This is a genomic window from Desulfosporosinus hippei DSM 8344 (assembly GCF_900100785.1).
Classification (GTDB): Bacteria; Bacillota; Desulfitobacteriia; order Desulfitobacteriales; family Desulfitobacteriaceae; genus Desulfosporosinus; species Desulfosporosinus hippei.
Genome location: NZ_FNCP01000014.1, coordinates 57,269 through 77,972, shown reverse-complemented (window position 1 = coordinate 77,972; position 20,704 = coordinate 57,269). Strand labels below are relative to the sequence as shown.

At 44.2% G+C, this 20,704-nt stretch carries 17 protein-coding genes; all 17 read right to left on the bottom strand.

Features of this window, described 5'->3' with window-relative positions; all coding sequences use genetic code 11:
• Positions 1-11: 11 nt before the first annotated feature.
• A complete protein-coding gene (locus BLS16_RS24605; RefSeq protein WP_282433742.1) occupies positions 12-1,265 on the bottom strand; it encodes a hypothetical protein in 1,254 nt (417 codons plus the stop codon).
• A 464-nt stretch (positions 1,266-1,729) separates the two neighbouring features.
• Complete coding sequence (locus BLS16_RS13035) at positions 1,730-3,001, bottom strand: flagellin N-terminal helical domain-containing protein (protein ID WP_092333902.1); 1,272 nt, start codon at positions 2,999-3,001, stop codon at positions 1,730-1,732.
• Positions 3,002-3,255: 254 nt separating this feature from the next.
• Positions 3,256-3,642 carry a flagellar export chaperone FliS gene (fliS, locus tag BLS16_RS13030; RefSeq protein WP_092333900.1) on the bottom strand — a complete coding sequence of 129 codons (387 nt, stop codon included), beginning with the start codon at positions 3,640-3,642 and terminating at the stop codon, positions 3,256-3,258.
• Between the two features lie 102 nt (positions 3,643-3,744).
• Positions 3,745-3,924 (bottom strand): carbon storage regulator, encoded by a 180-nt coding sequence (locus BLS16_RS13025; RefSeq protein WP_092333898.1) that lies wholly within the window; start codon positions 3,922-3,924, stop codon positions 3,745-3,747.
• A 218-nt stretch (positions 3,925-4,142) separates the two neighbouring features.
• Positions 4,143-4,586 (bottom strand): hypothetical protein, encoded by a 444-nt coding sequence (locus tag BLS16_RS13020; RefSeq protein WP_092333896.1) that lies wholly within the window; start codon positions 4,584-4,586, stop codon positions 4,143-4,145.
• Between the two features lie 18 nt (positions 4,587-4,604).
• Complete coding sequence (gene fliD / locus BLS16_RS13015) at positions 4,605-6,500, bottom strand: flagellar filament capping protein FliD (protein WP_092333894.1); 1,896 nt, start codon at positions 6,498-6,500, stop codon at positions 4,605-4,607.
• 52 nt (positions 6,501-6,552) lie between these two features.
• Entirely contained in the window at positions 6,553-7,929 is a 1,377-nt protein-coding gene (gene flgL, locus BLS16_RS13010; protein WP_092333892.1) for a flagellar hook-associated protein FlgL, read from the bottom strand.
• A gap of 42 nt (positions 7,930-7,971) precedes the next feature.
• Positions 7,972-9,495, bottom strand: a complete 1,524-nt coding sequence (gene flgK / locus BLS16_RS13005) for a flagellar hook-associated protein FlgK (protein WP_092333890.1) — start codon at positions 9,493-9,495, stop codon at positions 7,972-7,974.
• A 4-nt stretch (positions 9,496-9,499) separates the two neighbouring features.
• On the bottom strand, positions 9,500-10,990 hold the full coding sequence (gene flgK / locus BLS16_RS13000) for a flagellar hook-associated protein FlgK (RefSeq protein WP_092333888.1): 1,491 nt from the start codon (positions 10,988-10,990) through the stop codon (positions 9,500-9,502).
• Between the two features lie 41 nt (positions 10,991-11,031).
• Entirely contained in the window at positions 11,032-12,351 is a 1,320-nt protein-coding gene (locus BLS16_RS12995; RefSeq protein ID WP_092333886.1) for a flagellar hook protein FlgE, read from the bottom strand.
• A 33-nt stretch (positions 12,352-12,384) separates the two neighbouring features.
• A complete protein-coding gene (locus tag BLS16_RS12990) occupies positions 12,385-13,176 on the bottom strand; it encodes a flagellar hook capping FlgD N-terminal domain-containing protein (protein ID WP_092333884.1) in 792 nt (263 codons plus the stop codon).
• A gap of 289 nt (positions 13,177-13,465) precedes the next feature.
• The gene (locus BLS16_RS12985; RefSeq protein ID WP_092333882.1) at positions 13,466-14,203 is read right to left on the bottom strand and encodes a response regulator transcription factor; all 738 of its coding nucleotides are present in this window, start codon (positions 14,201-14,203) and stop codon (positions 13,466-13,468) included.
• Positions 14,204-14,720: 517 nt separating this feature from the next.
• The gene (locus BLS16_RS12975) at positions 14,721-15,308 is read right to left on the bottom strand and encodes a DNA-3-methyladenine glycosylase (RefSeq protein ID WP_092333880.1); all 588 of its coding nucleotides are present in this window, start codon (positions 15,306-15,308) and stop codon (positions 14,721-14,723) included.
• Positions 15,309-15,565: 257 nt separating this feature from the next.
• The gene (locus tag BLS16_RS12970) at positions 15,566-17,236 is read right to left on the bottom strand and encodes a formate--tetrahydrofolate ligase (protein WP_092333878.1); all 1,671 of its coding nucleotides are present in this window, start codon (positions 17,234-17,236) and stop codon (positions 15,566-15,568) included.
• Positions 17,237-17,302: 66 nt separating this feature from the next.
• Positions 17,303-18,727, bottom strand: coding sequence for an MFS transporter (locus BLS16_RS12965; protein ID WP_092333876.1), 1,425 nt, complete (start codon positions 18,725-18,727; stop codon positions 17,303-17,305).
• A 249-nt stretch (positions 18,728-18,976) separates the two neighbouring features.
• Positions 18,977-20,332 carry an MFS transporter gene (locus tag BLS16_RS12960; protein ID WP_092333874.1) on the bottom strand — a complete coding sequence of 452 codons (1,356 nt, stop codon included), beginning with the start codon at positions 20,330-20,332 and terminating at the stop codon, positions 18,977-18,979.
• 222 nt (positions 20,333-20,554) lie between these two features.
• Positions 20,555-20,698: a hypothetical protein gene (locus BLS16_RS23660; protein WP_176786164.1), complete on the bottom strand. Its 144-nt coding sequence runs from the start codon at positions 20,696-20,698 to the stop codon at positions 20,555-20,557.
• Positions 20,699-20,704: the final 6 nt, after the last annotated feature.

The following is a 20,704-nucleotide window of genomic DNA, read 5'->3' as shown; positions in this document are numbered from 1 at the left end:
CGTGTTGAGAGCTAAAGGTCTTTGGCCTTTAAATTCCAGGGCAAAATTTCCGCATCTAACAGCACGAAATCCGTGTTGTACTTTGTGAAGTATTGTCCTTGATGTAAGTCCGTATTCAATTGCTTGATAAGCTTTGCGGATAATTCCTGATCAAAAAACCCTCGACCCGCCCTGGTATAAATGGTTCCCAACTTTGCTGAACCTACATATCCAATCGCAGTTTCCTCATCCTTAAACAGCAACAGAATCCCCCTGCTGCCCATATGTTTCTTCTCCACTACCATGGTGGTGATCCCCTGATTTCGATAATACTTAAAAGCCTCTTGCGGATGTTCAAAATAATTATCCAAGGAGGAAGGCTCAGGGGCTGGACTCATGGTTGGAGGAATATAAAGCAATTCCTCAAGTGGGACAGTATAGTGAGAAATAGCTTCAATCGCAGACTTTACATAGTCGGCATGAATTTTAATTTCCCCATAGTCTTCTGTCTTTACAGAATAGCCCTTGAGAAAACTCTGGATATTAGGAGGATTGAAGCGTTCTTTTTTCCATTTCTGTAAGAAACTCTCCGGATCTTCGGCATAGTCTTTCTGAGCCTCAACAGCCACAAACTGTTTTTCCGGATAACGATAGGCCGTTAACCTGCCACCGAAAACGACGCCTTGGTCAATATTGATCGTGTTATTGATGACCATCGGCTGGGGTCTGGGGTCATGCCCCCAAACAATGGTTTCTCCGGATTTATGATTGACAAACCAATCTTTGCGTATCGGTTTCCCGCTCTCTTCGAAGCCTTCTGGATCACCATACCGACAAAAGTCTCGGATGCGTTTGGATTCCTTGCCGATATAGTGGTCTCGTATTCCGGCATGGGTTGCCACAACCACCCCTACACCGTTACTCGTAAATACTAAGTTTGAAGGGGCACTTAGAAGCAGACTACTAACCTTTCCTTTCAACACTTCTGCAGCTTCTTGACCCTGTTCTCTTTCATAATTAGCAAACTCGGCTGCTATGAGTTCATCCCCATGGGCTAACTCGACCTTTCGCCGGTCCAGCCAGCGAGCAATCTTCCAGCCGTGGTTACTATCGACCATATAAGCTAGGCTTTTTTCTACATGGTTAATAAAGAATTTCAGGCAGTCGATGCTGTTGGGTCCTCTGGAGAGCACATCCCCTACCGGTTCGGTTAAGAAAGAGGATATTCTTGGGAAATGCACGTAACGGATTTTTATATCTTGTTGAGTAAAATCGAATATATTCACGATAATTAGTAAGATCCCCTGCACTGGGGGTCTTTTCTCATTCCCTCCGTTCCTTCCGAAACTTTCATACCCACATGCAAAACGTTCCAAATGGACAGAATTAGAATACTTGGGTAAGGACATTTTGGGTAACGTTCCGCGTATTCCCGAAGTCTACATACTACATTCAGATTCTCTCAGATTTTAGGAATACGTGGGAATAAACTTGCAGTACAGAAGCACAGCCTCATGAATCATATTTCACAAGAGAGCGTAAGACCCAGTGCCTCCCCTGGACCCATTCATAATCCAAACCTTCCAAGCGCAGGCGGCTGCCCTAGTTGTTTAGCTTCAGAAAGTATGTACTGAAAAATAATCTACAAAAGGGGCGTATCGCATTCCGTTTTCGTATAAACGTTTTGCGACACGCCCCCAAAATTTATTAAATACTAAATTAGAACTGACCTGAATTGAATGCAAATATACTATTGAAGGAGAGATAAAACATTTTGAGGTTTTTGGTTGGCTTGAGCAAGCATTGCCGTAGCTGCCTGAGACAGAACATTGTTCTTGGTATATTCCATCATTTCGGCAGCCATGTCCACATCGGCAATTTGAGATTGAGCTGAACTCAAGTTCTCCGATGACGTGTCCAGGTTATTGATGGTGTGATCGAGACGATTCTGAACTGCCCCCAGATAAGACCGTTGGGAAGACACTTTTGCCGTAGCCTCATCAATGACCGAAATAGCTATACTGGCACCTTCTTGAGTGGATACATCCATATTCGCAATACCCAGAGCGTTGGCACCCATATCAGATATGCTGACCTTCATGATTTGCCCTGAATTGGCTCCGATTTGCAGAACTGCCCGGCCATCCTCGGTTTTTGCCTCCTCGGCCGCTGTGGTTTCAGTAAAGGCTGAAAGAGCAGCGGATGCTTCTGAGTTCACTTCCCCATCGGCATTGCTTACTTCAAAGCTTATGGCTCCAACAGCATTGGCATAACCCGTACCGCCGGCGGTCACGCTGATGTCTCCTTGGGTGTCTCCTGCTGTTGTTTCAACTGCCGCTGCGCCACTGGTGACTTTCGCCATAAGATCCGCCAGATCCTCTGCCGAATCGGTACTTCCTGCTGATGCTTCTGTAACTGTCAGTGATTCACTATGCGATTCTCCATTCACTGTCCAGGATACCTTGATCGTATCACCGACTGCGATTCCCAGACTATCTCCGTTATTATCCTGTAATGCCGTAAGTAAGTCAGCATCGGTTGTTGCTGAAGCCAATGCGGTATTGGTCAGGACGTTTGCTGAATCACTGGCAACTACTCCACTCATCGAGCCGTCCAGCAAATTCTTGGTGTTGAACTGAGTGGTTTGGCTGATGCGGTCTATTTCATCAACCAACTGGGACAATTCGTCTTGGATATTATCTCGGTCAGCATCTGTAATGGTATCGGAAGAGGATTGAACGGCCAGTTCCCTCATTCTCTGCAGGATGCTTTCCGTCTCCGACAGAGCCCCCTCTGCCGTCTGAACCATAGAAATTCCATCTTCTGAGTTACTGCTGGCCTTATCCAGACCACGAATCTGGCCTTTCATTTTTTCACTGATGGCCAGCCCTGCTGCATCATCAGACGCACTGTTGATGCGCAAACCTGATGACAGCTTGGCCAAGGAATTATTGGTGCTTTTCTCGTTTTGGGTAAGTTGATTTAAGGTGTTAAGTGCTGCAATATTGCTGTTGACTCTCATAGTAATTACCCCTCCTTGTTTTGTACAAACTTTCTTCCAGGTTGATTTATATATTAGACCTTACGGCCCCGGGTTGCCGTAACAGTCTAGATACCTCATTTCTCTTTAGAAAACTAAAAACGAGCTAACTCCCATGGGGTTTTGCGTCCTGCAGAACACCCATGACAATTAACTCGTCCCTGAAAACCTTTAAATTCGTTTCTTCCTATTCATATCGACAACTCAGCCAAAAAACTTAATACATTTCGAAAAAATTATTTCTTATTTTGCTCTTTAACAATTTTTACGGCCTCTGCCCAAGTATCTCTCAGCACTCTGGCATAGCTGAGGATCTCTTCAAGGATATCCCAATCCTTTTTCAGATTAGCTTCTGTCAGCCGCCTATACATATATTCATACATAGCCAGCAAGTCGTCAGCAATTTTGTACTTCCGGTCCAGAGTATTTTCAAGGTTAATAATCAGTTTCTTTGCCTTAACCATGTTATTATGGGACTTATTTAAGTCCTTTTCTTCCAGGCCGGCCTGAGCTTGCCTGATTAGCATGACTAAATGAGAATAGAGCATTAAGGTCAATTTCTCGGGACTGGCGGTAAAAACGATACTTTCCAGATAGGCTTCTTTATACTGCTTGGCTATCATAACTGCCGGTCCTTCAGCTTTGCACAGACAGCCAACTCTCCTTTGCCTGCTGCCCTCTTGTTCTTAACTCTCATAGTGACCCCCCTCCATATGGACTTGACCTCAGGCGATCCGCCCGTCTTGGCCTTTCTGTTGTTCGTAAACTTCTCCACGCAGAATTTTCATTTGTTTAGGAGCATCAATAGCCAACCGTAAATCCCCCTCGGCACTTTTTACCACTTTGATCTTAATATTGTCATCAATCATCACATATTCTCCAGGCTTTCTTCCTAATACCAGCATCAGCAAATCCCTCCTTGAGGCTTTCACTTTTCAAAATAAGTTCAGGAAAAACAAAAAACAAGCTAAATCTCATGAGGCTTTGCGTCCTGCAAAACACCCATAAAAAATAACTCGTCCCTGAAAAACTGTGTATTTAATTGTGACACTATATATATCGGCAGTTCTGTAGAAAACTTTAGTACTTTTTGAGAATTTTTTTTAGTTTCTAGCATGACGTTTCACCTCTTCCTCTCTTTAAGGTGCAAAGCACCGATCTTTTTATCGATAAAATACCCATAGCTTTGGGGAATTTTTTTGAAATATCCTTCACTCATGGCCTTTTTGCTTAACTGTAAGCATCGTATTTTATGAGCTGCGGTATCCTTCTGCCGAATGATATTTTCCAATGTCTGCCGACTTTGAGTGACGGTCTGCTCCAGCAAACTCTTGACATCCCTCTTAATCCTGAGGGTTTCTTCATTTTCCGGACACTGAACCTCTTTCTGATAATTCCCAACCAATTTTACAAGTTGATCCATTTGCCCTTGCCGTTCAATGAGCAGCTTTTTGATTGACCCGTAGTCTTCCTTCTCCACAGCGTTGGTTAAATTAACTGTCCCCCGCCAAAGCCCTTGAGCAAGGTTTCTTTTCTCCTTGAGTAAGGCCAGATATTCATTTTCCATATCAGCTTCTCCCTGTTTCTATTCCAGATAAGAGAGCAAAGAATCGATCTGATTGTTCATCTGATTGATAAAGGTCTCCATGGCCGAATACTTTTCATAATAGTAATCTTCTTTGTCCGCTAATTTAGCGAGCATTTCCTCTATCTCATCATCGTAGCTGCTGATTTGACTGGTCAAGGTGTTATCATATTCTGACCCATCCCCTTCCTGACCGGCCTTTTCAAGCAGAATCCCCTTATGTCCATCAATCCCAGTGTAGGTAGAAATATTATCCTGCAAGATATCGTAAACTCTGTAGGCTAATCCTTCCTCGCTGCTCCTGACCTGCCTTTGCTCCGAGGTTAAATTCACGACCGTCGTTGTCCCCCCATAAGCAGCCGATTGTTGCGCAAACAAACTCGCAACTTCCTCCGGGTTCGTGGCAATGGCTTCTTTCAAGGCGTCTGTGTCAATCACCAGTTTGCCCTTATCTGCGTAATTGCTGCTGGTGGTTATCCCGATTTCGGTTAAATGCGTGGAGACCCCAGCCACAGATTCATATAACGCGGTCCGTAAATTCTGCAGAAGACTAGTCAAGGCAGCATCATTCTGGAGGATACCCGTTTTGGCCTTCTCTTCCCAAGTTTCAATTTCATCCTCCGACATCTCTTCCTTTTGGGCATCGGTTAAGGGCGTATAGTCCCGGTCGTATTCTTCAGAAATCGTGCTGTTAAGGGAGTCAATCAAGGTATTGTAATCTGCCACGAAGCTGGTTATTTTGGCGAGGATGGCCTCTGTATCTTGAGTGAGAGATACCCTTTGAGTTTCCGTGCTTTCAGCCTTCAGGCTATAGATTAAGCCGTCGACGGTGAATGAATTTTCGCTACGGGTATACTTTACCCCATCAATGGTGGCTGCTGCATCCTCGCCTGCCGTATAGTCGTTCAGTCCCACATTCTGCAGGAAAGTGCTTCCCGTTTCACTGATGTCCAGGGTTTTGCCGGCACCCGTTTGATTGGCTGTCAAGAGAAAGCTGTCGTTGGTTGAGCTGTAGGACATGGTAACCCCGGCCTCGGAATCATTGATTTCTTCCATCATCTCATCAAGGGTCATGCTTGATGAGAATTCAAAATCAACTTCATTGATGGTCAGCCCGATATTCCCATTGGAATCAAAGCTGAAACCTAATTGGTTCCCGATGTCCGCCAAGGTTTCGGAAGTATCCAGATAATTTGTCAGGTTACCTGAACCGGAAAAGCCCAACGCCTCTAAAGCGCCGCCGCTTTCCCCTGCACTGACTGTGATCATCCCTATGCCGCTCCCGGCCGCTTTTTCCATGGTCAGATACCCTGTCCCATCCCCATTGGTGTCTGAAATCGCAATTTTACCGCTTCCTACCGCTTCATCGACTGCTTCCTGCAAGCCTGCCAGGTCTGTGATATTCTCATCCAGGTCCACGGTGTATTCCCTGCCGTCGATTGTCAGTAAAAAAGCGTTACCCGCTGCTTGAGTGAAATCTGCGGCAGAGTCAGCTGATATGCCCTCAGTGACAGCAGAGCTTTGATAAGCAGCGGCTGTAGCCAAATTGTTGACCAGAACCGTATGGGATCCCGCTTGGGAGGATGAAGTCGTTGAAATCCTTACCACCGAATCATCACTGGATGTTAGGGTATATTGGTCGTAAGTTGATTGAGACAGCATATTGGACGAAGAGTTGGAGTAATTGAAATATTCATCGGCAAAGGTCTTTAGGCTGGTGGACACTTGGCGATAAGCATCTTGTTTCCACTCCGCCAGCTGCTTTTTTTGTTCCAGTTTATTAAGAGGCACTTCTTCTGCATCCATCAAGGATTCAACGATGCTGTCCACATCTAAGCCGCTGACCAGACCGGTAACCCGCGTCGTCGTGGAAGAATAACTGCTGATTGAGGTCATGCAGGGACCTCCTCTCCCTCATTAAATTGATGCCTGTTTTCCCCGGCAAAAACTAAGTCAAATAATCCAGCAAGCTGTTTTGAATCACTTTGGCCCCTGCAGCTAAGGCTGCTTGATAGCTTGCCTGAGCACTTGATAAGTTAACACTTACTTCGGCAAGATCCACCTCATCGTTTTGGGATAAGATCTCGGTATAGGTCAATTCATTGTCTTCTAAGCGAGTCTGGGTTTTCTGAACATAACCGGTTCTGGCCCCTAAATCCGCTCTGACACTGAGCACTCGATTGATGTCTTCATCCAAATCATCTAATAAGCTGGATAGATCCAAATCATGGGTTTCCACCGTTACTCCGGCAGTTGCATCATAGCTGACTGACTTGTATTGAGTTTCTCCTGACAAGGCCAATTCCAGCTTGGCCAGGGTATTAAATAAACAGTCCTCCCCTTCGCCGACGATGTCACTTCCTTCTGCATTGACAGTAACCCAGCTATCACTTCCCACTCTGTATTTGATCTTTTGGGTATCCCCCGTACTGGAGTTTTGACCATCGGCAAAACCCAGACAGCTGACATCCAGCGTGCCGCTATTAATGGCTATACTACTTCCGTCTTGAACCGTAAGGACAATTTTCCCTTCATCCTGGCTCACCTTAATCAAGGAATCCGGTTGCCCACTGCTTGCTGGGAAGGCTGCATCCAACTGGCTCTGAAGGCTGTCCACCATTGCATCTATATCATAGTCAGTACCGTCAGCCAAACTGATGGTCTTGCTGACCCCGCCCAAGGTGACGGAAAAATCAAGCTCGGGAGAGGCCGCCGTGAACTCTCCAAAAGTGGCAGAAGATAGTTCCGCCTGTCCACTGATTTCATCCATATTATCCGTGTAAAAACTTATCAGATCGCTATCTGCTACGGAAGCAGCAGCAACTCCTCCCAATGACAGATATTGGCCATTATAGGTCACTTGATTTCCTATCGTCGTGGCAATCTCTGCAAAGGGAGTTTCATCCGTTTGATAGCCGGCAAAAATAGAGCGGCCCGCATAACTGGTATTAGCAACTTCTATAATGGAATTTTTCAATTCCGTAATTTCCGTGCCGATTTTTTCCAGGTCATCCTCTGTAAGAGTCCCATTGGCTGCCTCAACCGTTTCTTCGCGAATAGTGGCCAGGATATCGCCGATCTGGCTGAGGGCTGAATCCGAATAACTCATCCAGGAGTTGGCAGCCTCGGCATTTTCCTGATATTGTTGGATGTTTGCCTTATAACTTGTCAATTTCAGAGACTTGACAGCAGCTACCGGATCATCAGAAGGAACTTCTATTTTTTTTTGCGAGGAAGCCTGGGCTTGAAGCTTGGAAAGCTTGACTAGGTTGTTATTAATATTGCTGATTGTGTTTTGGATCATCATATTGTTGGTAATTCTCACATTTTCACCCCATTTCCACGATATTTTTAGCCTTTACTACTCTCAGCCTGCTCCCAGGGAATTGATGGTCACATCCAGAATTTCATCCATAACACTGATTACTTTCGCAGCAGCACTATAGGCCAGCTGATACTTAATCAGATTGGAAGTTTCTTCATCCAGGGATACCCCGGAGATAGAGGTTTTGTGACTGTCAATCAGCCCTACAACATTTTCGTGGATATTTGCAAGCCTTGAAGCAAGCGCTGTTTCAATGCCTATTGTCGCATAAAGCCCATTGACATAATCCTCTGGTGTACCATTGTCAAAGACCTCTGAGTCATCAAACATCTCTATCAGTTCAGTGAGATTATCACTGTTCTCCGCTTCTCCAGCGGTCGAGGACGCAGCAATTTTGTCCGTATCATTGAGGACATCAGATGAGAGAGATAGGTTTCCCGCCGTAATGTTGGCGTAGATCCCATCCATATCCGTGCCGCTGTTCATCAGTTCAGCTGTGGATTTCTCCTCGTAGGAAAAGAACCTTACCCCAGTGCTTTCATCCAAGCCAACGCCGCCGGCATGTCCGGAGGAATGGGATTCTCCGTCGGCATAAACCCCTTCATTATAGGCTTTGGCCAAACTTCGGGCAAAACGATTCAGCTGATTCATGTAATAGGGAATTCCCTTGAACTCCCCATCAGAACCATCTCCCTGACACATATCCAAATAACCTTTGATTTCTCCGCCTGAAAAAGAAACTTTATTATGGGTCTCTGCCCATTGCACGCCATAGGTACCATCACTATTTTCAGAGCACTCCAGCTCATTGACACTAAAATGATTCACTAAACTAACCCCATTAATTTTGACGCTAAACCTCAAATCTTTTTTTCCATTGGCTAAGGTGCCAAATGATACCTCTTTGACCTCAACATCAGCAATGCCCGAAAGCTGATTGATCAGGACAGTCCGTTGATCCCTTAAATCACTGGCTGTATCTCCGGTGGATTCTGATTTATAGATTTGTTGGTTCAAGACACCGATTTGCTTGGCTAAGGAATTGATCTCATCCACTTTTGCCTTAACGGCACTGTTATTCTCAGCAAGCAAATCCTCTAAGGTTCCGTACATATTATTCAAATACTCACATAGAGCGCTTCCTTCAGCCGCCAGGGCTGACCGGGCAGAGTCATCGCTTGGATCATTAGCCAGATCCTCCATGGCGGAGGTAAAGCTGTTCAACGCATCATCAAGCCCGTCATCAGAAGCACCGCTCAATAAGGATTCCAGTTCTGACAAAGAAGCACTTTTAACACTGTATTCCCCATATTGAGTATTTTCCTGCCAATAGCGCTGGTCCAAGAATACATTGCGAATCTGAACAATAGATTCGATATTCACTCCCGTCCCCACCATGCCGCTGCCATTGCTTGTGGAAAGGGCCCGGGAGGCCTTTTGGCTGACCACCTGCCGGGAATATCCCACGGTATCCGCATTACTGATATTATGATTAATCGTATTCAGGGCAGCCTGGCTGGCAAACAGTGATTTAACGCCGACATTCAAGCCAAAAAATGAATTCATTACCTTACCTCCCTGCCATTTGCTGAATCAGGGTTTCCAGCATGCCATCTAGTGTACTCATAACCCGGGCACTAGCATTATAAGCATGTTGATATTTCAACAAATTGGTTAATTCCTCATCCATGGAGACACTGGATAGAGATTGCCAATTCGACTGAGCCTGTTCAACCAAAGCTTCCTGATTGGAGACGTTGGAATCCGCTTCTTCCCCCTGGGTTCCTATCCAGCCTATTAACTCCGCATAATAATCGCTGATATTCATGGTCAGCCCATCAAAGGTAAAATAATCACTATCTGCAAAAGCCATAATTTCCGAGGCAATGGCACCATCATTTGCATTCCCTACACTGGAAGCTGCAATCAGATCCGTATCCTGCAGCTCAGGATTTACTTGGATATTTCCTATTCCGAAGGGCAAACTTTCATCGATTTTGACGAAGAAATCCGCACCTGTACTTCCATCCAAGTCTTCCCCGCTGCTGTGAATCCCATTGATCTTTCGCGCCATCAGATTGACAAGGATATTAAACCCTGCCCGTATTTCTGATATTAAGTTAGCGCTGTCTCCGCTAAAATTATAGTTTGCGGCATCGGCATCCGCATCTTCTTCAGTCGTTCCCGATTCCACGACTGAACTGTCTTCCCCTCTAGCCTCAATAAGACCTAAGAGCATGCCATCCTTCAATTTCAATTCCAGCTGCGTATCTTTCCAGACCACCGCAGTAAAGGTTCCTTGCGAGCTCTTGGTTTGGCAACTTAATTGGTTTGCCTGGGTACCGTTAACCAAACTAACTCCTCCGACAGATACGTTATACATCCCCTGGCTGTTTATAGAAACCCTGGTATCCACATACTCTGATAAGGTAGCCAGTAAGCTGTTCACCTGATCTCGGTAATCATTGGCATTATCCCCATTGATCTCAGCCCTGGCGATCTCTTTATTCAGTCCTGCAATCTGCCCGGCTATGGTGTTGATGTCCTCGGTCATTGACTGGATTTGGGTATCCAGATTTTCTTGGATCTGATCCAGCTGCTCATCAACGAGATTAAACAGTGCTGTTAGGGAATCGGCATAGCCTAAAAGCGAAGCTCTGGCTGTATCACTGGACGGGTCGTTGGCAACGTCTTCCCAAGCCGCTAAAAACTCCTCCATCGCCGTTTGGATTCCCTCATCATCTGAGAAATCGTTCACTACTGCTTCAACATCTTCAAGGGCACTGGCTTTAGTTTGCCAATAGCTGAGAGCGCTTTGCGCTTCTCGATACATGTTATCCAAGAAGATGCTTCGTATTTGGCGCACGGCTTCCACACTGGTCCCCCGCCCGACTTGATATTGCCCGCTTTTCAGATAGGATTGGTCTACCTGGACGACTTGTTGTCGCACATAACCTTCTGTTTCCATATTGGAGATATTGTGACTCACGGTATTCAAAGCCCTTTGGCTCGCTGATAAACCAGAAACCGATACAGACAAGCCAAAAAATGTTGAACTCATCTTTCTCCTCCTTTAACCGCCCTCCCTTTTTTAAGGCTCATCTAACGCTTCATATTGATCAGAGTCTCCAGCATTTCATCTGCTGTGGTAATCAATGTGCTGTTAGCCTGATAACCTCTCTGGGTAGTGATCATTTGGCTGAATTCATAGGAAAGGTCTACGTTGGACATTTCAAGGGTCCCGGAAGAAATCGCCCCGTCGGCGGAAACTCCATTCGTGAATTCCCCTGAATTTGCTGTAGCGGTGTAATAGCCCGAACCTGTTTTTTGCAGTCCGGAAGAATTGGCAAACTGGGCAACCCCAATCATCCCTAAGGGCTGCTGAGATCCGTTGGAGTAAACTCCCATGATAATCCCATTGGAGTCGATGGATATATCATCTAAGGTTCCCGCAGAATAACCATCTATTTCTCCGGCCTCTACAGAACTGTCATCAGCCCCTGTGCTGAGATTTGAGAAATCCAAAGTGATTTCCAGGTCGGCGGCCCCGGTAGTCGGAGTTATGGTCAGGACTTGGGTGGTAGGATAAGATGTATCGTCTTCAACAATATCTCCATTTTCATCGAATTGTAGTTGTCCCAGATCAACTCTGGTAAGAATGGCGTCACCCTCTGTATCCGTCTCTCCGGAATCATAGGTCACATAGCAATCCCACGTATCGGTATCCGATTTAATATAATTAACCGTTAATTCGTGCTCATTGCCCAGACTGTCATAGACCGTCATTGAGGTGGTGTACTGTGGTTCTGTATCATCGTCAATGTCCTCGACAGCTTCCTCAGATGAATCTAAACTGCCGCTGAAGACCACATTTTCAGTGGCTTGTGCTTTAAGAATTTTCTTATTGCCGTTATAGGCATCCGCATATATATTAATCAGTTCAACCTCGTTGTCCGTATCGAATTCATAATCACCCTCTGCATTCGTTGAATAACTTGACCACCCATAAACGTTCAGTCCATCACTGGTGACGAGATTTCCCGTCTCATCAACAGAGAAATCTCCTGCTCTGGTAAACATATAGGAACCGGTAGTACCATTGCGTACAATAAAAAAACCATCTCCTTCAAGGCTGAGGTCTGTTGTATTCCCAGTGCTCTCCGTTCCGCCATCCGTCATTAACATATCTATGGAAGCTACCCCTACCCCCAGGCCAATCTGCTTGGGATTGGTTCCTCCTACGCCGCTGTCGGAATTCGCTGCCGTTGCCTTGCTTAGCGTCTGGCTTAAAACATCACTGAAAGTCACCCTTGACGCTTTATAGGCCACCGTATTGACATTGGCGATATTATTGCCGATGACATCCATCTTTTTTTGGTGAGCCTGCAAGCCGGAAACTCCGGCAAAGAGAGCTCTCATCATAGAAATTCCTTCTTTCTTTTGTCAGGTACCTCTTCAATTCACACTATAGATTCCATCAATGGGGACTTTAACGCTGTTCAGGCTTAAGCTGATCGTGCCGTCGTCTCCCTCTGCAGCTGATTCCAGCACCGCTGTAACCGGAACTACTTTTCCGGAATCCGTTATATTCACACTAATCTCCTCACCGATATGATCCGTTAAATACTCCAACTCATCTTCAGATTTGCTGTAGTCGTCTGAGCTAATGGAATCCAAGGTGGCAGTTACGCCATCAATCAGGGCATAATCTTCATAGGACCCTTTGACTACCCCTGAAACCGTTCCTTTTACGCTCATCACATCTAAAGTGTCTGCATCATAGATATAGCCTTCACATGTTTTGCCGATCATCGAGGCAATACTGAAAAGGTCCGATCGGTCATAGTCATAGACAGACGTAACATCGTCCAGTTCAACGCTTGTCCCATCAATGACCAGGCTTGCCTCACCATCGTCCAGACTGACTGAATCTACAGTTCCTTCCACTGAAGTGACTGTACCTGTGCTATCCGTTACTGAAGCTGTGGCATATTTTCCTGTCATAGCAATTGACTCCAGAACAGCCATTCTTGCATTCAGATTGGTCATCTGTTCAAGCACACTGAACTGAGCCAGCTGGGATACATATTCTGTGCTGTCTGCCGGATTTAAAGGATCTTGATATTTTAGCTGAGTTACCAGAAGATTGAGGAAATCCTCTTTACCTAATTCACTGGAAGTACTTCTACTTGAAGTTGTTGTTGAAGTTGTGTAACTTGTGCTGTTCGCGACCGAACTTACACTCATAATTTTTCCTCCGTCCCTACTTTTAGTGTGCTGGCTTTAACGAATATTAGCAGGGAATTGTGGGGTAATTATCGAAATATAATGTTTATTTATGATTAAATACCAAATGATTATGATATTTAATGGTTACTGTGGTATTTTGTGATACATTATGAAATTAAAGGCTGAATTATTAAATGCCCCGAGCAAAATAAAGAAAACTTGGCTGACGCCAAGTCTCTGATAGTACAAAAAAACCTCTGAAAGATTTATATCATCTATCAGAGGTTTTATCATTTTTGTATGTTTTTTACCGAAATAATCCCTTCGCATCTTCATTTGGGCTAATGACCGTCCCACACCCTTTTGTATTAAGAACTTGGTTGGGCAATAATCTATATCCATAGGAATAGATCGACTCAATTCGCAGCTTCTTCATTTTCCGGCGCAGTCTTCTTACCAAGTCATCGACAGAGCGCTCCGACCCCAAATGTACATCATTCCAAACGTATTTAAGTATTTGTTCTCTGGAAAAAGTCCTATACAAATTCTTAACAAGCAGCAGGAGAAGGTCGAACTCTTTGGAAGTAAGATTAATCATTTCTTCATCTTTTTGTACTATACGCACTATTTCATCGATTTTGTAATCAGCATATAACATGATTCGATTTAGGTTTTTAACACTCCCATGGATATGCTCCAGAATTTTTTTGACACGCAGCACCAGTTCTTTGGGCAGAAAAGGCTTAGACAAATAATCATCACAGCCCATTTCTAAAGCCACAATCCGGTCAATAGTCGAATTTTGCTCCGAAATCATAATTACCGGGATATCAGGATATTTACTCTTCACTTCGCTTAATATTGCAAAGCCGTCAATCGTCGGCGTTTCTCTGTCCAATATCCAAAGGTGGGGATTCTTGTCAATACTTCTGATTGCTTTCTCACCTTCCAAAAAGGATGTTGTTATTAATCCTTCTTTTTGAAGATATAAGGATAGGAGATGATTTAATTGCATGTCTGGTTCTACTAAATAGACTTGAAACATCTATGGTTACACTCCAATCAAAGCTTGCTGTACCATCTCCTTTTCCTTAAGGATAACAACATTAAATTGCCCAGGCTCAATATCCTGCAATTTAATGCTGCTTGCTGCATCCATGCAATTTATCTTCAGTTTTACTAAGGCTCAATCAATATGTACCTGACCATGAATCTCAAATGATAGGGAAACTAATGACGCACTACTTCAATGATAAAATTGATGACTAACATATATAATATAACAATTTGCTGAGTTTAATCTGAGTGTTTGCTGAAAATCAGCTGAAAATCAGCTGAATAATCATTTTCTTTCGTCCCAGCCCCTTGAGTGCCGAAGTTACCTCACTGGTACAGCCTGAAAAGAAAGTCTTTTCGTAGGTTAACGATCCCTTGAGATTGTTGCTTACCTATATCAAGGATGAATTGCGCCCGTTCCTCCTTTAGGATACCTAAAAGAAGCACCGCCTAGCTGTAGTTCAAATTTGGATTCGAATACGAATTTGAACTGCAGCCATTGTTCCTTATTTAGATACAAAGGGATTGCCCTCTACCCAAAAACGCCATGGATAGTGTACGGCTTCTCTGCTGTTATTAATACCTATTCTTGGACCTACGGCAATGGAGCCGACTTCTTTCCCGTCTGCTATAAAAAGTGGATACTCAAACATCCCTCTCCCGTAATCTTCCTTAACTATACCTAGAGATTTCGTTAACTTTCCCGGTCCATTTGTTAACTCCAGTTCTTTTTTTACTTTTCCCCGGCGTTGATACATCAGATCAAATCCGGAACAGGGCTCCAGGGCTCTGATTAACACCGCCTCTGGGTGCCCGATTTCTCCACTGACCACATTCATAAGACAATGGGTATGCATAACATAAGTATAGGCATACCCAGGTGGGCCAAACATTACTTCAGTTCTTTTAGTCCTTCGGTTGCCATAACCATGGGCCGCTCGGTCTTCCGGTCCAATGTAGGCTTCAGTTTCTACAATCCATCCCGACGCTGTGCCAAACTCTGTTTCCTTCACTAGCAATTTCCCCAACAAAGCAGGAGCTAAGCTAAGGGTAGGTTGTTGAAAAAAAGCATAGTCTATCGGTTGAAATGTCATAACTCTATCTCCTTTATTCCGAACTTCCAGTAGTAGAGGAATTACTCATGTTTCTGATATTACCCTAGCGTCATTTTACCTCATATTAGCTTAGTTATTCTTTAATTGTTTTTATGCAGGGACATTTTAAAGACCGCCGAATTCCTTGTGTCATTACAAAGGTATCGGCGGCCTTTTTCCTTTTTATCTTCTATAAGTCAGGAAATGAGGACTTTAATTATAAAACAAAAGAGTTAACTTACGAATGAAACCTAGGATTAGAACAACCCTGTAATTGTTCCCTCAGCATCAATATCCATTCTCGTGGCTGCCGGTCGCTTTGGTAATCCCGGCATGGTCATAATCGTACCTGTAACTGCAACCAGGAACCCGGCACCGGCGGAAAGACGCAATTCCCGAACTGTGATGGTAAAACCTGTCGGTCTGCCTAAGCGAGTGGGATCGTCAGTGAAAGAATACTGAGTCTTAGCCATGCAAATCGGCAAATTTCCATAACCCATCTCCACATATTTCTTCATAGAAGCTTGAGCAGCTTTATCGAAGATAACTCCATCTGCCCCATAAATATCTTTAGCTATTTTCTCGATTTTCTCTTCAATGGACAAATCCAATTCATAGAGCACCTTAAATTTAGCTTCTTCCCGTTGGAGCACGGAAAGGACTGTTTCAGCAAGCTCAACGCCTCCTTCTCCACCGCGCATAAACACTTCGGAAAGGGCAACTTCTGCCCCTAACTCCTGGCATCTCTCGCGAACTAGGCTTAGTTCAGCTTCCGAATCCGTTGGGAATCTATTGATAGCCACAACCGCCGGCACACCGAATTTCGCCATGTTTTCAATGTGTTTTTCAAGATTGACTACCCCCCGTGCCAAGGCTCCCAAGTCTTCTGTACCTAATTGATCTTTAGCCAGGCCGCCGTTCATCTTTAAGGCCCGAACAGTTGCCACAATGACAACAGCCTCAGGTTTCAATTCACCATAACGGCATTTCAGATCAAAAAACTTTTCTGCCCCTAGGTCTGCTCCAAAACCGGCTTCTGTGACCAGATAATCTGCCAGTTTTAGACCAAGTTTTGTGGCCATGATGCTATTACACCCGTGGGCAATATTGGCAAACGGTCCGCCATGAATAAAGACTGGGGTATTTTCTAAAGTTTGGACAAGATTTGGTTTAATTGCGTCCTTCATGAGAAGCGCCATGGCTCCTTCCGCTTCTAAATCATGAGCGGTTACTGGTTCTCCTTCATAGGTATAAGCTACGACAATCTTGCCAAATCGTTCTTTGAGATCCATAAGGTCCTTTGCCAAGCAAAGAATGGCCATGACCTCCGAGGCTACAGTAATGTCATACCCGCTTTCACGGGGTACTCCTTCCATCTTGCCCCCTAAGCCCATGACAATTTTACGTAAGGCGCGGTCATTCATATCCACAACACGACGGAAAACCACTTGCCGCGGATCAATATTTAAAGGATTTCCTTGTTGAATACTGTTGTCCAGCATCGCTGCTAAGAGACTATGGGCTGAAGTAATGGCATGAAAATCTCCCGTAAAATGGAGATTAATATCTTCCATAGGCACAACTTGAGCATATCCGCCTCCAGCCGCTCCGCCTTTAACTCCGAAACACGGACCTAGAGATGGTTCCCGTACCGCAATCATAGCCTTCTTGCCCATTTTCGAGAGTGCTTGCCCTAAGCCTACTGTGGTTGTCGTTTTACCTTCTCCGGCGGGGGTAGGATTAATTGCGGTAACTAAGATGAGCTTGCCATTGGGCTTATCTTTTAAGCGATTCCAAACACTTAAATTGATTTTGGCTTTATACTTGCCATATAACTCTACCTCATCGTCTTTTAAGTCAAGGTTTTTGGCTATCTCCAGGATTGGTTTCATTACTGCTGCTTGGGCGATTTCGATGTCACTTTTCATGTTGCATTCTCCTATTCTTGCTTAATTATTTTCATTCAGATACCAAAACACCGAGATAGACCTTATTTACTTCTTATTACTCGCGAGTTTTGTACTTACTCCCATAATCATGATACAGCTGATTCCCATTAAGACCCCGTCCAAAATTAAGGGGGTTCCCCAACTTCCTGTACTATCTCGAATTGCTCCCGAAATCACTGGCGATAATACGGCTCCTATTTCCGATACAAGATTCAGCATGCCAAAAGCAGCTCCCCGCAAATGAACGGGAGCAATTTCTGAAGTAAGAGCGTGAGCAACTGCTTGCAAAGCAAAAAAGATTAAACCTGAAACAAAGAGAATAATCGATTGGACAACCATATCATTTCTTCCGGACATGACATAGGCTGCAAAAACAAAGATAAACACCGTCAATAGGGCTTCCATACCGATTAAGACATTGCGGCGACCATTGGGTTTATGGGCTACCATATCGGAAATCTTTCCCCCTAAAGGAAAACCGATGACTCCAGCAATAGCGTTAAAGGAGATAACCAAGAGAGCAGATGCCAGAGTACCGCCACCAAAATCCTTGATTACAGCTCCTCCCCAAAAACCATAAAACCAGAGATGCCATAACACCGCAATATAGGAGACATAGATAAGCACAAGGTTTTTGTTCTTTAAAATCGGGTTGACTTCATTGCCTTTCCTGATAAAGATAAAAGCAATTAAGACAAAGGCTAAACAGGTTAGGATAACTGCAATCATCACATCATTTAAATGCATAGCATCTGTTATAAAATAAACAGCCATAATCGCTACTAAGAAGACAAGGGCATATTTAAGCAAGTTGAATAAGGCTTTGCCAAAATTCTCTGACCCTAAATTTCCTTGAGGCTTTAGAGCCTGACGGATAAAGATTGCTGCAATAATTGTGACTGTTCCCAAGATAAGAAAAGGGGCTTTCCAAGCGTCGACACCCATCACCGGTTGAGCTAACTCAATCAAGTATACTGTCCCTACCAAGGCTGCCGACAAGCCCACAGTAAGTCCGCCCATTACTACTCCCATACCCAAGCCCAGCTTATTGGGCGGAGTCACCTCGGCAACCAGGGAGCGGTCATTTGAGTAGAGAACTCCTTCGCCAAGTCCGGTGAAAACCCTCAAGGCAATAAATGCCACCAAGCCACCGGTTAAGCCCGTCAATAAGGTGGTGATGCCAGCCCAAAAGATACTGATAACCACGATTGTCCTATAACCATATTTATCCCCAAAGTACCCCCCCGGAAATTGGGTCAGCATATATCCGGCGAAAAATAAGCTTCCCAACAGTCCACCCAGGGCATGAGGGTTATTGGCAGCTTCTAAAAAACCAACGTTATTGGCAATCATCCACGTAACCACCGGGCCAGTCAATGTTCGGTCAGCATAGGATACTACCCAGCCAATAAAGAGCATGATCCAAATCGTGTGATACTTTTGCCAGCCCTTCTCTTTAAGCACCGCCATTTTAACCATCTCCTCCTATAATCCATTCTTAATAGGTAAGAAGTAGTTATATCTTCTTCTGAGTGATTAATTCCTCAACTGTTTCAACCTTAGCAAAATCTGACAATTGCTTAGAAACAGAGAAGATTTCATCAGTTGTTGTAGCCATTTCCTCCGTTGCCGCTGTCCAAGCTTTAAGAGGAAAGAGAGATGAAGCATGTCCATCTCTCTTAATTTTTGAGACTCATTAGACCTAACTTAGGAGTCAGTCTATGCCTTTCTAGCCGCGATCTCATTTTGCATTGCAGCAAGGCTTTTAGGAGTAATTCTGAAAAGAAGAGTGATGAGGATTAATGCTACTAACATGATGACTGCAGGGATTAGGGTTAATCCATTCTTTATAGATTCTACCAGTAAAGGTGTTGCCTCCATATTGGCAACATATCCTGCTCCGGCAAGTACACCCGTGATTATGACGCTTCTGACAAGAATTGCTACTTTGATCGGGAAATTGATTAAGGACATGATGAACCCTCTGGCATTCTTACCTGTTTTCCATTCTCCGTAGTCAACGGTAGATGAATACATAACTACACCCAAGGCATCAGGCATGCCGTATCCTAAATAGGCAATGAACATAATGATCATGAAGGAGACGTAATTCATAGGTAAAGCCCAGACAGCCAACAGCCCCACTATAAAGATTGAAAGGGATAAAATGTAGGTATTTCTCTCTCCGAATTTTTTGGCAAGTGGGTTAGCAATCAAGGCCCCGACGAAAGTTACTACGTTTAGCCCCGTCATGAAAACAGCAATAACAGCCAGATTATTTACTACGTATTTAAAGTAATAGAACGCTAAGCCAAAGATAACAAACCTGCCTAAATATCTTCCAATTTCACCTAACATCAAGCCAATAAGCGGCGGATTGACGATGATCTGTTTCAACATTTCGCCAATTGACATTTTGTTTTCAGTTTGACCTGTTTGAACAGAAGTTCCATGGAAAGCATAGTCTTTGGTCATGAAGAACAAGGTATAATAGCAAGCAATCATGACTGCACCTGTAAATACTACGGTAAGGGTATATCCCATGGCAGGATTGCCTTTACCAAGTGACAGGATCATCTTCATACCGATTAAGGAAAATGCAATAGCACCTAGAGAATTAAACATCCCTCTATTCGTTGACATCGCAATTCTTTCTTCTCGGACTGTTGTCATTGAAGAGTTTAAGGCCACATGCCCGGCGTAGAAAATATTCCAAATTAAGTGACTGACTGCAAATCCGACGGTAATGATAATAGCATTGATTGTCGGAGAGCCGATTTTAGAAAACTGTAAAATGAAGAACAATGCCGCAAAGGGGGGACCCACAAGCAACCAGGAACGGTATTTCCCCCATCTCATATTGCTCTTTTCCAATAGGACTCCGGCCGTAGGAACCCACAGAATATCACAGATACTGGTAATCAATAAGACAGTGCCGACCAGGGCCATAGGGAGCTTAGCAAAATCAGTTAGAAACGCCGCAAAATAGAACACTTCCATATTGACGAATAACTGAAATCCGAAAGATGGTAATCCGTAAAGATTGATAACGGACTTCTTTAATCCCTTTTCCATAGTAAAATCTCCTCTCAAATCATTTCTTTTTACTATCTCTTATCTTCCGTCAACCTTACTCCCTTCTATTTAAAACTCAGATTTGTTCCCCAACTGGGAATATTCAGAAATATATGGGGTTAAATGGAGGGCAACCTCCGTCCTCGATTTAGTATTTCTTTGCAGCTTAGTGCAATGATTTTTACGAGGTACAGTGTTGCCCTATAACACTTCATTAAAGACCTACAACAACAAATCCATAATAAAAGTAAACATCGCGTCTTCATACTTTACAATTTTTGGTGCGATCGCTTGTTCAGGTTTTCCCTCTAATTCCGAATGCTCTGCCAAATATTCTTCCCAGGTTGTGTAGTATTTGGTATCCATTTCATC

What these genes read in the sequence shown, in the direction of transcription:
- BLS16_RS13035 (WP_092333902.1), bottom strand. Translation starts at nt 3,001, where the DNA reads ATGAGAGTCAACAGCAATATTGCAGCACTTAACACCTTAAATCAACTT.
- fliS (WP_092333900.1), bottom strand. Translation starts at nt 3,642, where the DNA reads ATGATAGCCAAGCAGTATAAAGAAGCCTATCTGGAAAGTATCGTTTTT.
- BLS16_RS13025 (WP_092333898.1), bottom strand. Translation starts at nt 3,924, where the DNA reads ATGCTGGTATTAGGAAGAAAGCCTGGAGAATATGTGATGATTGATGAC.
- BLS16_RS13020 (WP_092333896.1), bottom strand. Translation starts at nt 4,586, where the DNA reads ATGGAAAATGAATATCTGGCCTTACTCAAGGAGAAAAGAAACCTTGCT.
- fliD (WP_092333894.1), bottom strand. Translation starts at nt 6,500, where the DNA reads ATGACCTCAATCAGCAGTTATTCTTCCACGACGACGCGGGTTACCGGT.
- flgK (WP_092333890.1), bottom strand. Translation starts at nt 9,495, where the DNA reads ATGAATTCATTTTTTGGCTTGAATGTCGGCGTTAAATCACTGTTTGCC.
- flgK (WP_092333888.1), bottom strand. Translation starts at nt 10,990, where the DNA reads ATGAGTTCAACATTTTTTGGCTTGTCTGTATCGGTTTCTGGTTTATCA.
- BLS16_RS12995 (WP_092333886.1), bottom strand. Translation starts at nt 12,351, where the DNA reads ATGATGAGAGCTCTCTTTGCCGGAGTTTCCGGCTTGCAGGCTCACCAA.
- BLS16_RS12990 (WP_092333884.1), bottom strand. Translation starts at nt 13,176, where the DNA reads ATGAGTGTAAGTTCGGTCGCGAACAGCACAAGTTACACAACTTCAACA.
- BLS16_RS12985 (WP_092333882.1), bottom strand. Translation starts at nt 14,203, where the DNA reads ATGTTTCAAGTCTATTTAGTAGAACCAGACATGCAATTAAATCATCTC.
- BLS16_RS12975 (WP_092333880.1), bottom strand. Translation starts at nt 15,308, where the DNA reads ATGACATTTCAACCGATAGACTATGCTTTTTTTCAACAACCTACCCTT.
- BLS16_RS12970 (WP_092333878.1), bottom strand. Translation starts at nt 17,236, where the DNA reads ATGAAAAGTGACATCGAAATCGCCCAAGCAGCAGTAATGAAACCAATC.
- BLS16_RS12965 (WP_092333876.1), bottom strand. Translation starts at nt 18,727, where the DNA reads ATGGCGGTGCTTAAAGAGAAGGGCTGGCAAAAGTATCACACGATTTGG.
- BLS16_RS12960 (WP_092333874.1), bottom strand. Translation starts at nt 20,332, where the DNA reads ATGGAAAAGGGATTAAAGAAGTCCGTTATCAATCTTTACGGATTACCA.
- BLS16_RS23660 (WP_176786164.1), bottom strand. Translation starts at nt 20,698, where the DNA reads ATGGATACCAAATACTACACAACCTGGGAAGAATATTTGGCAGAGCAT.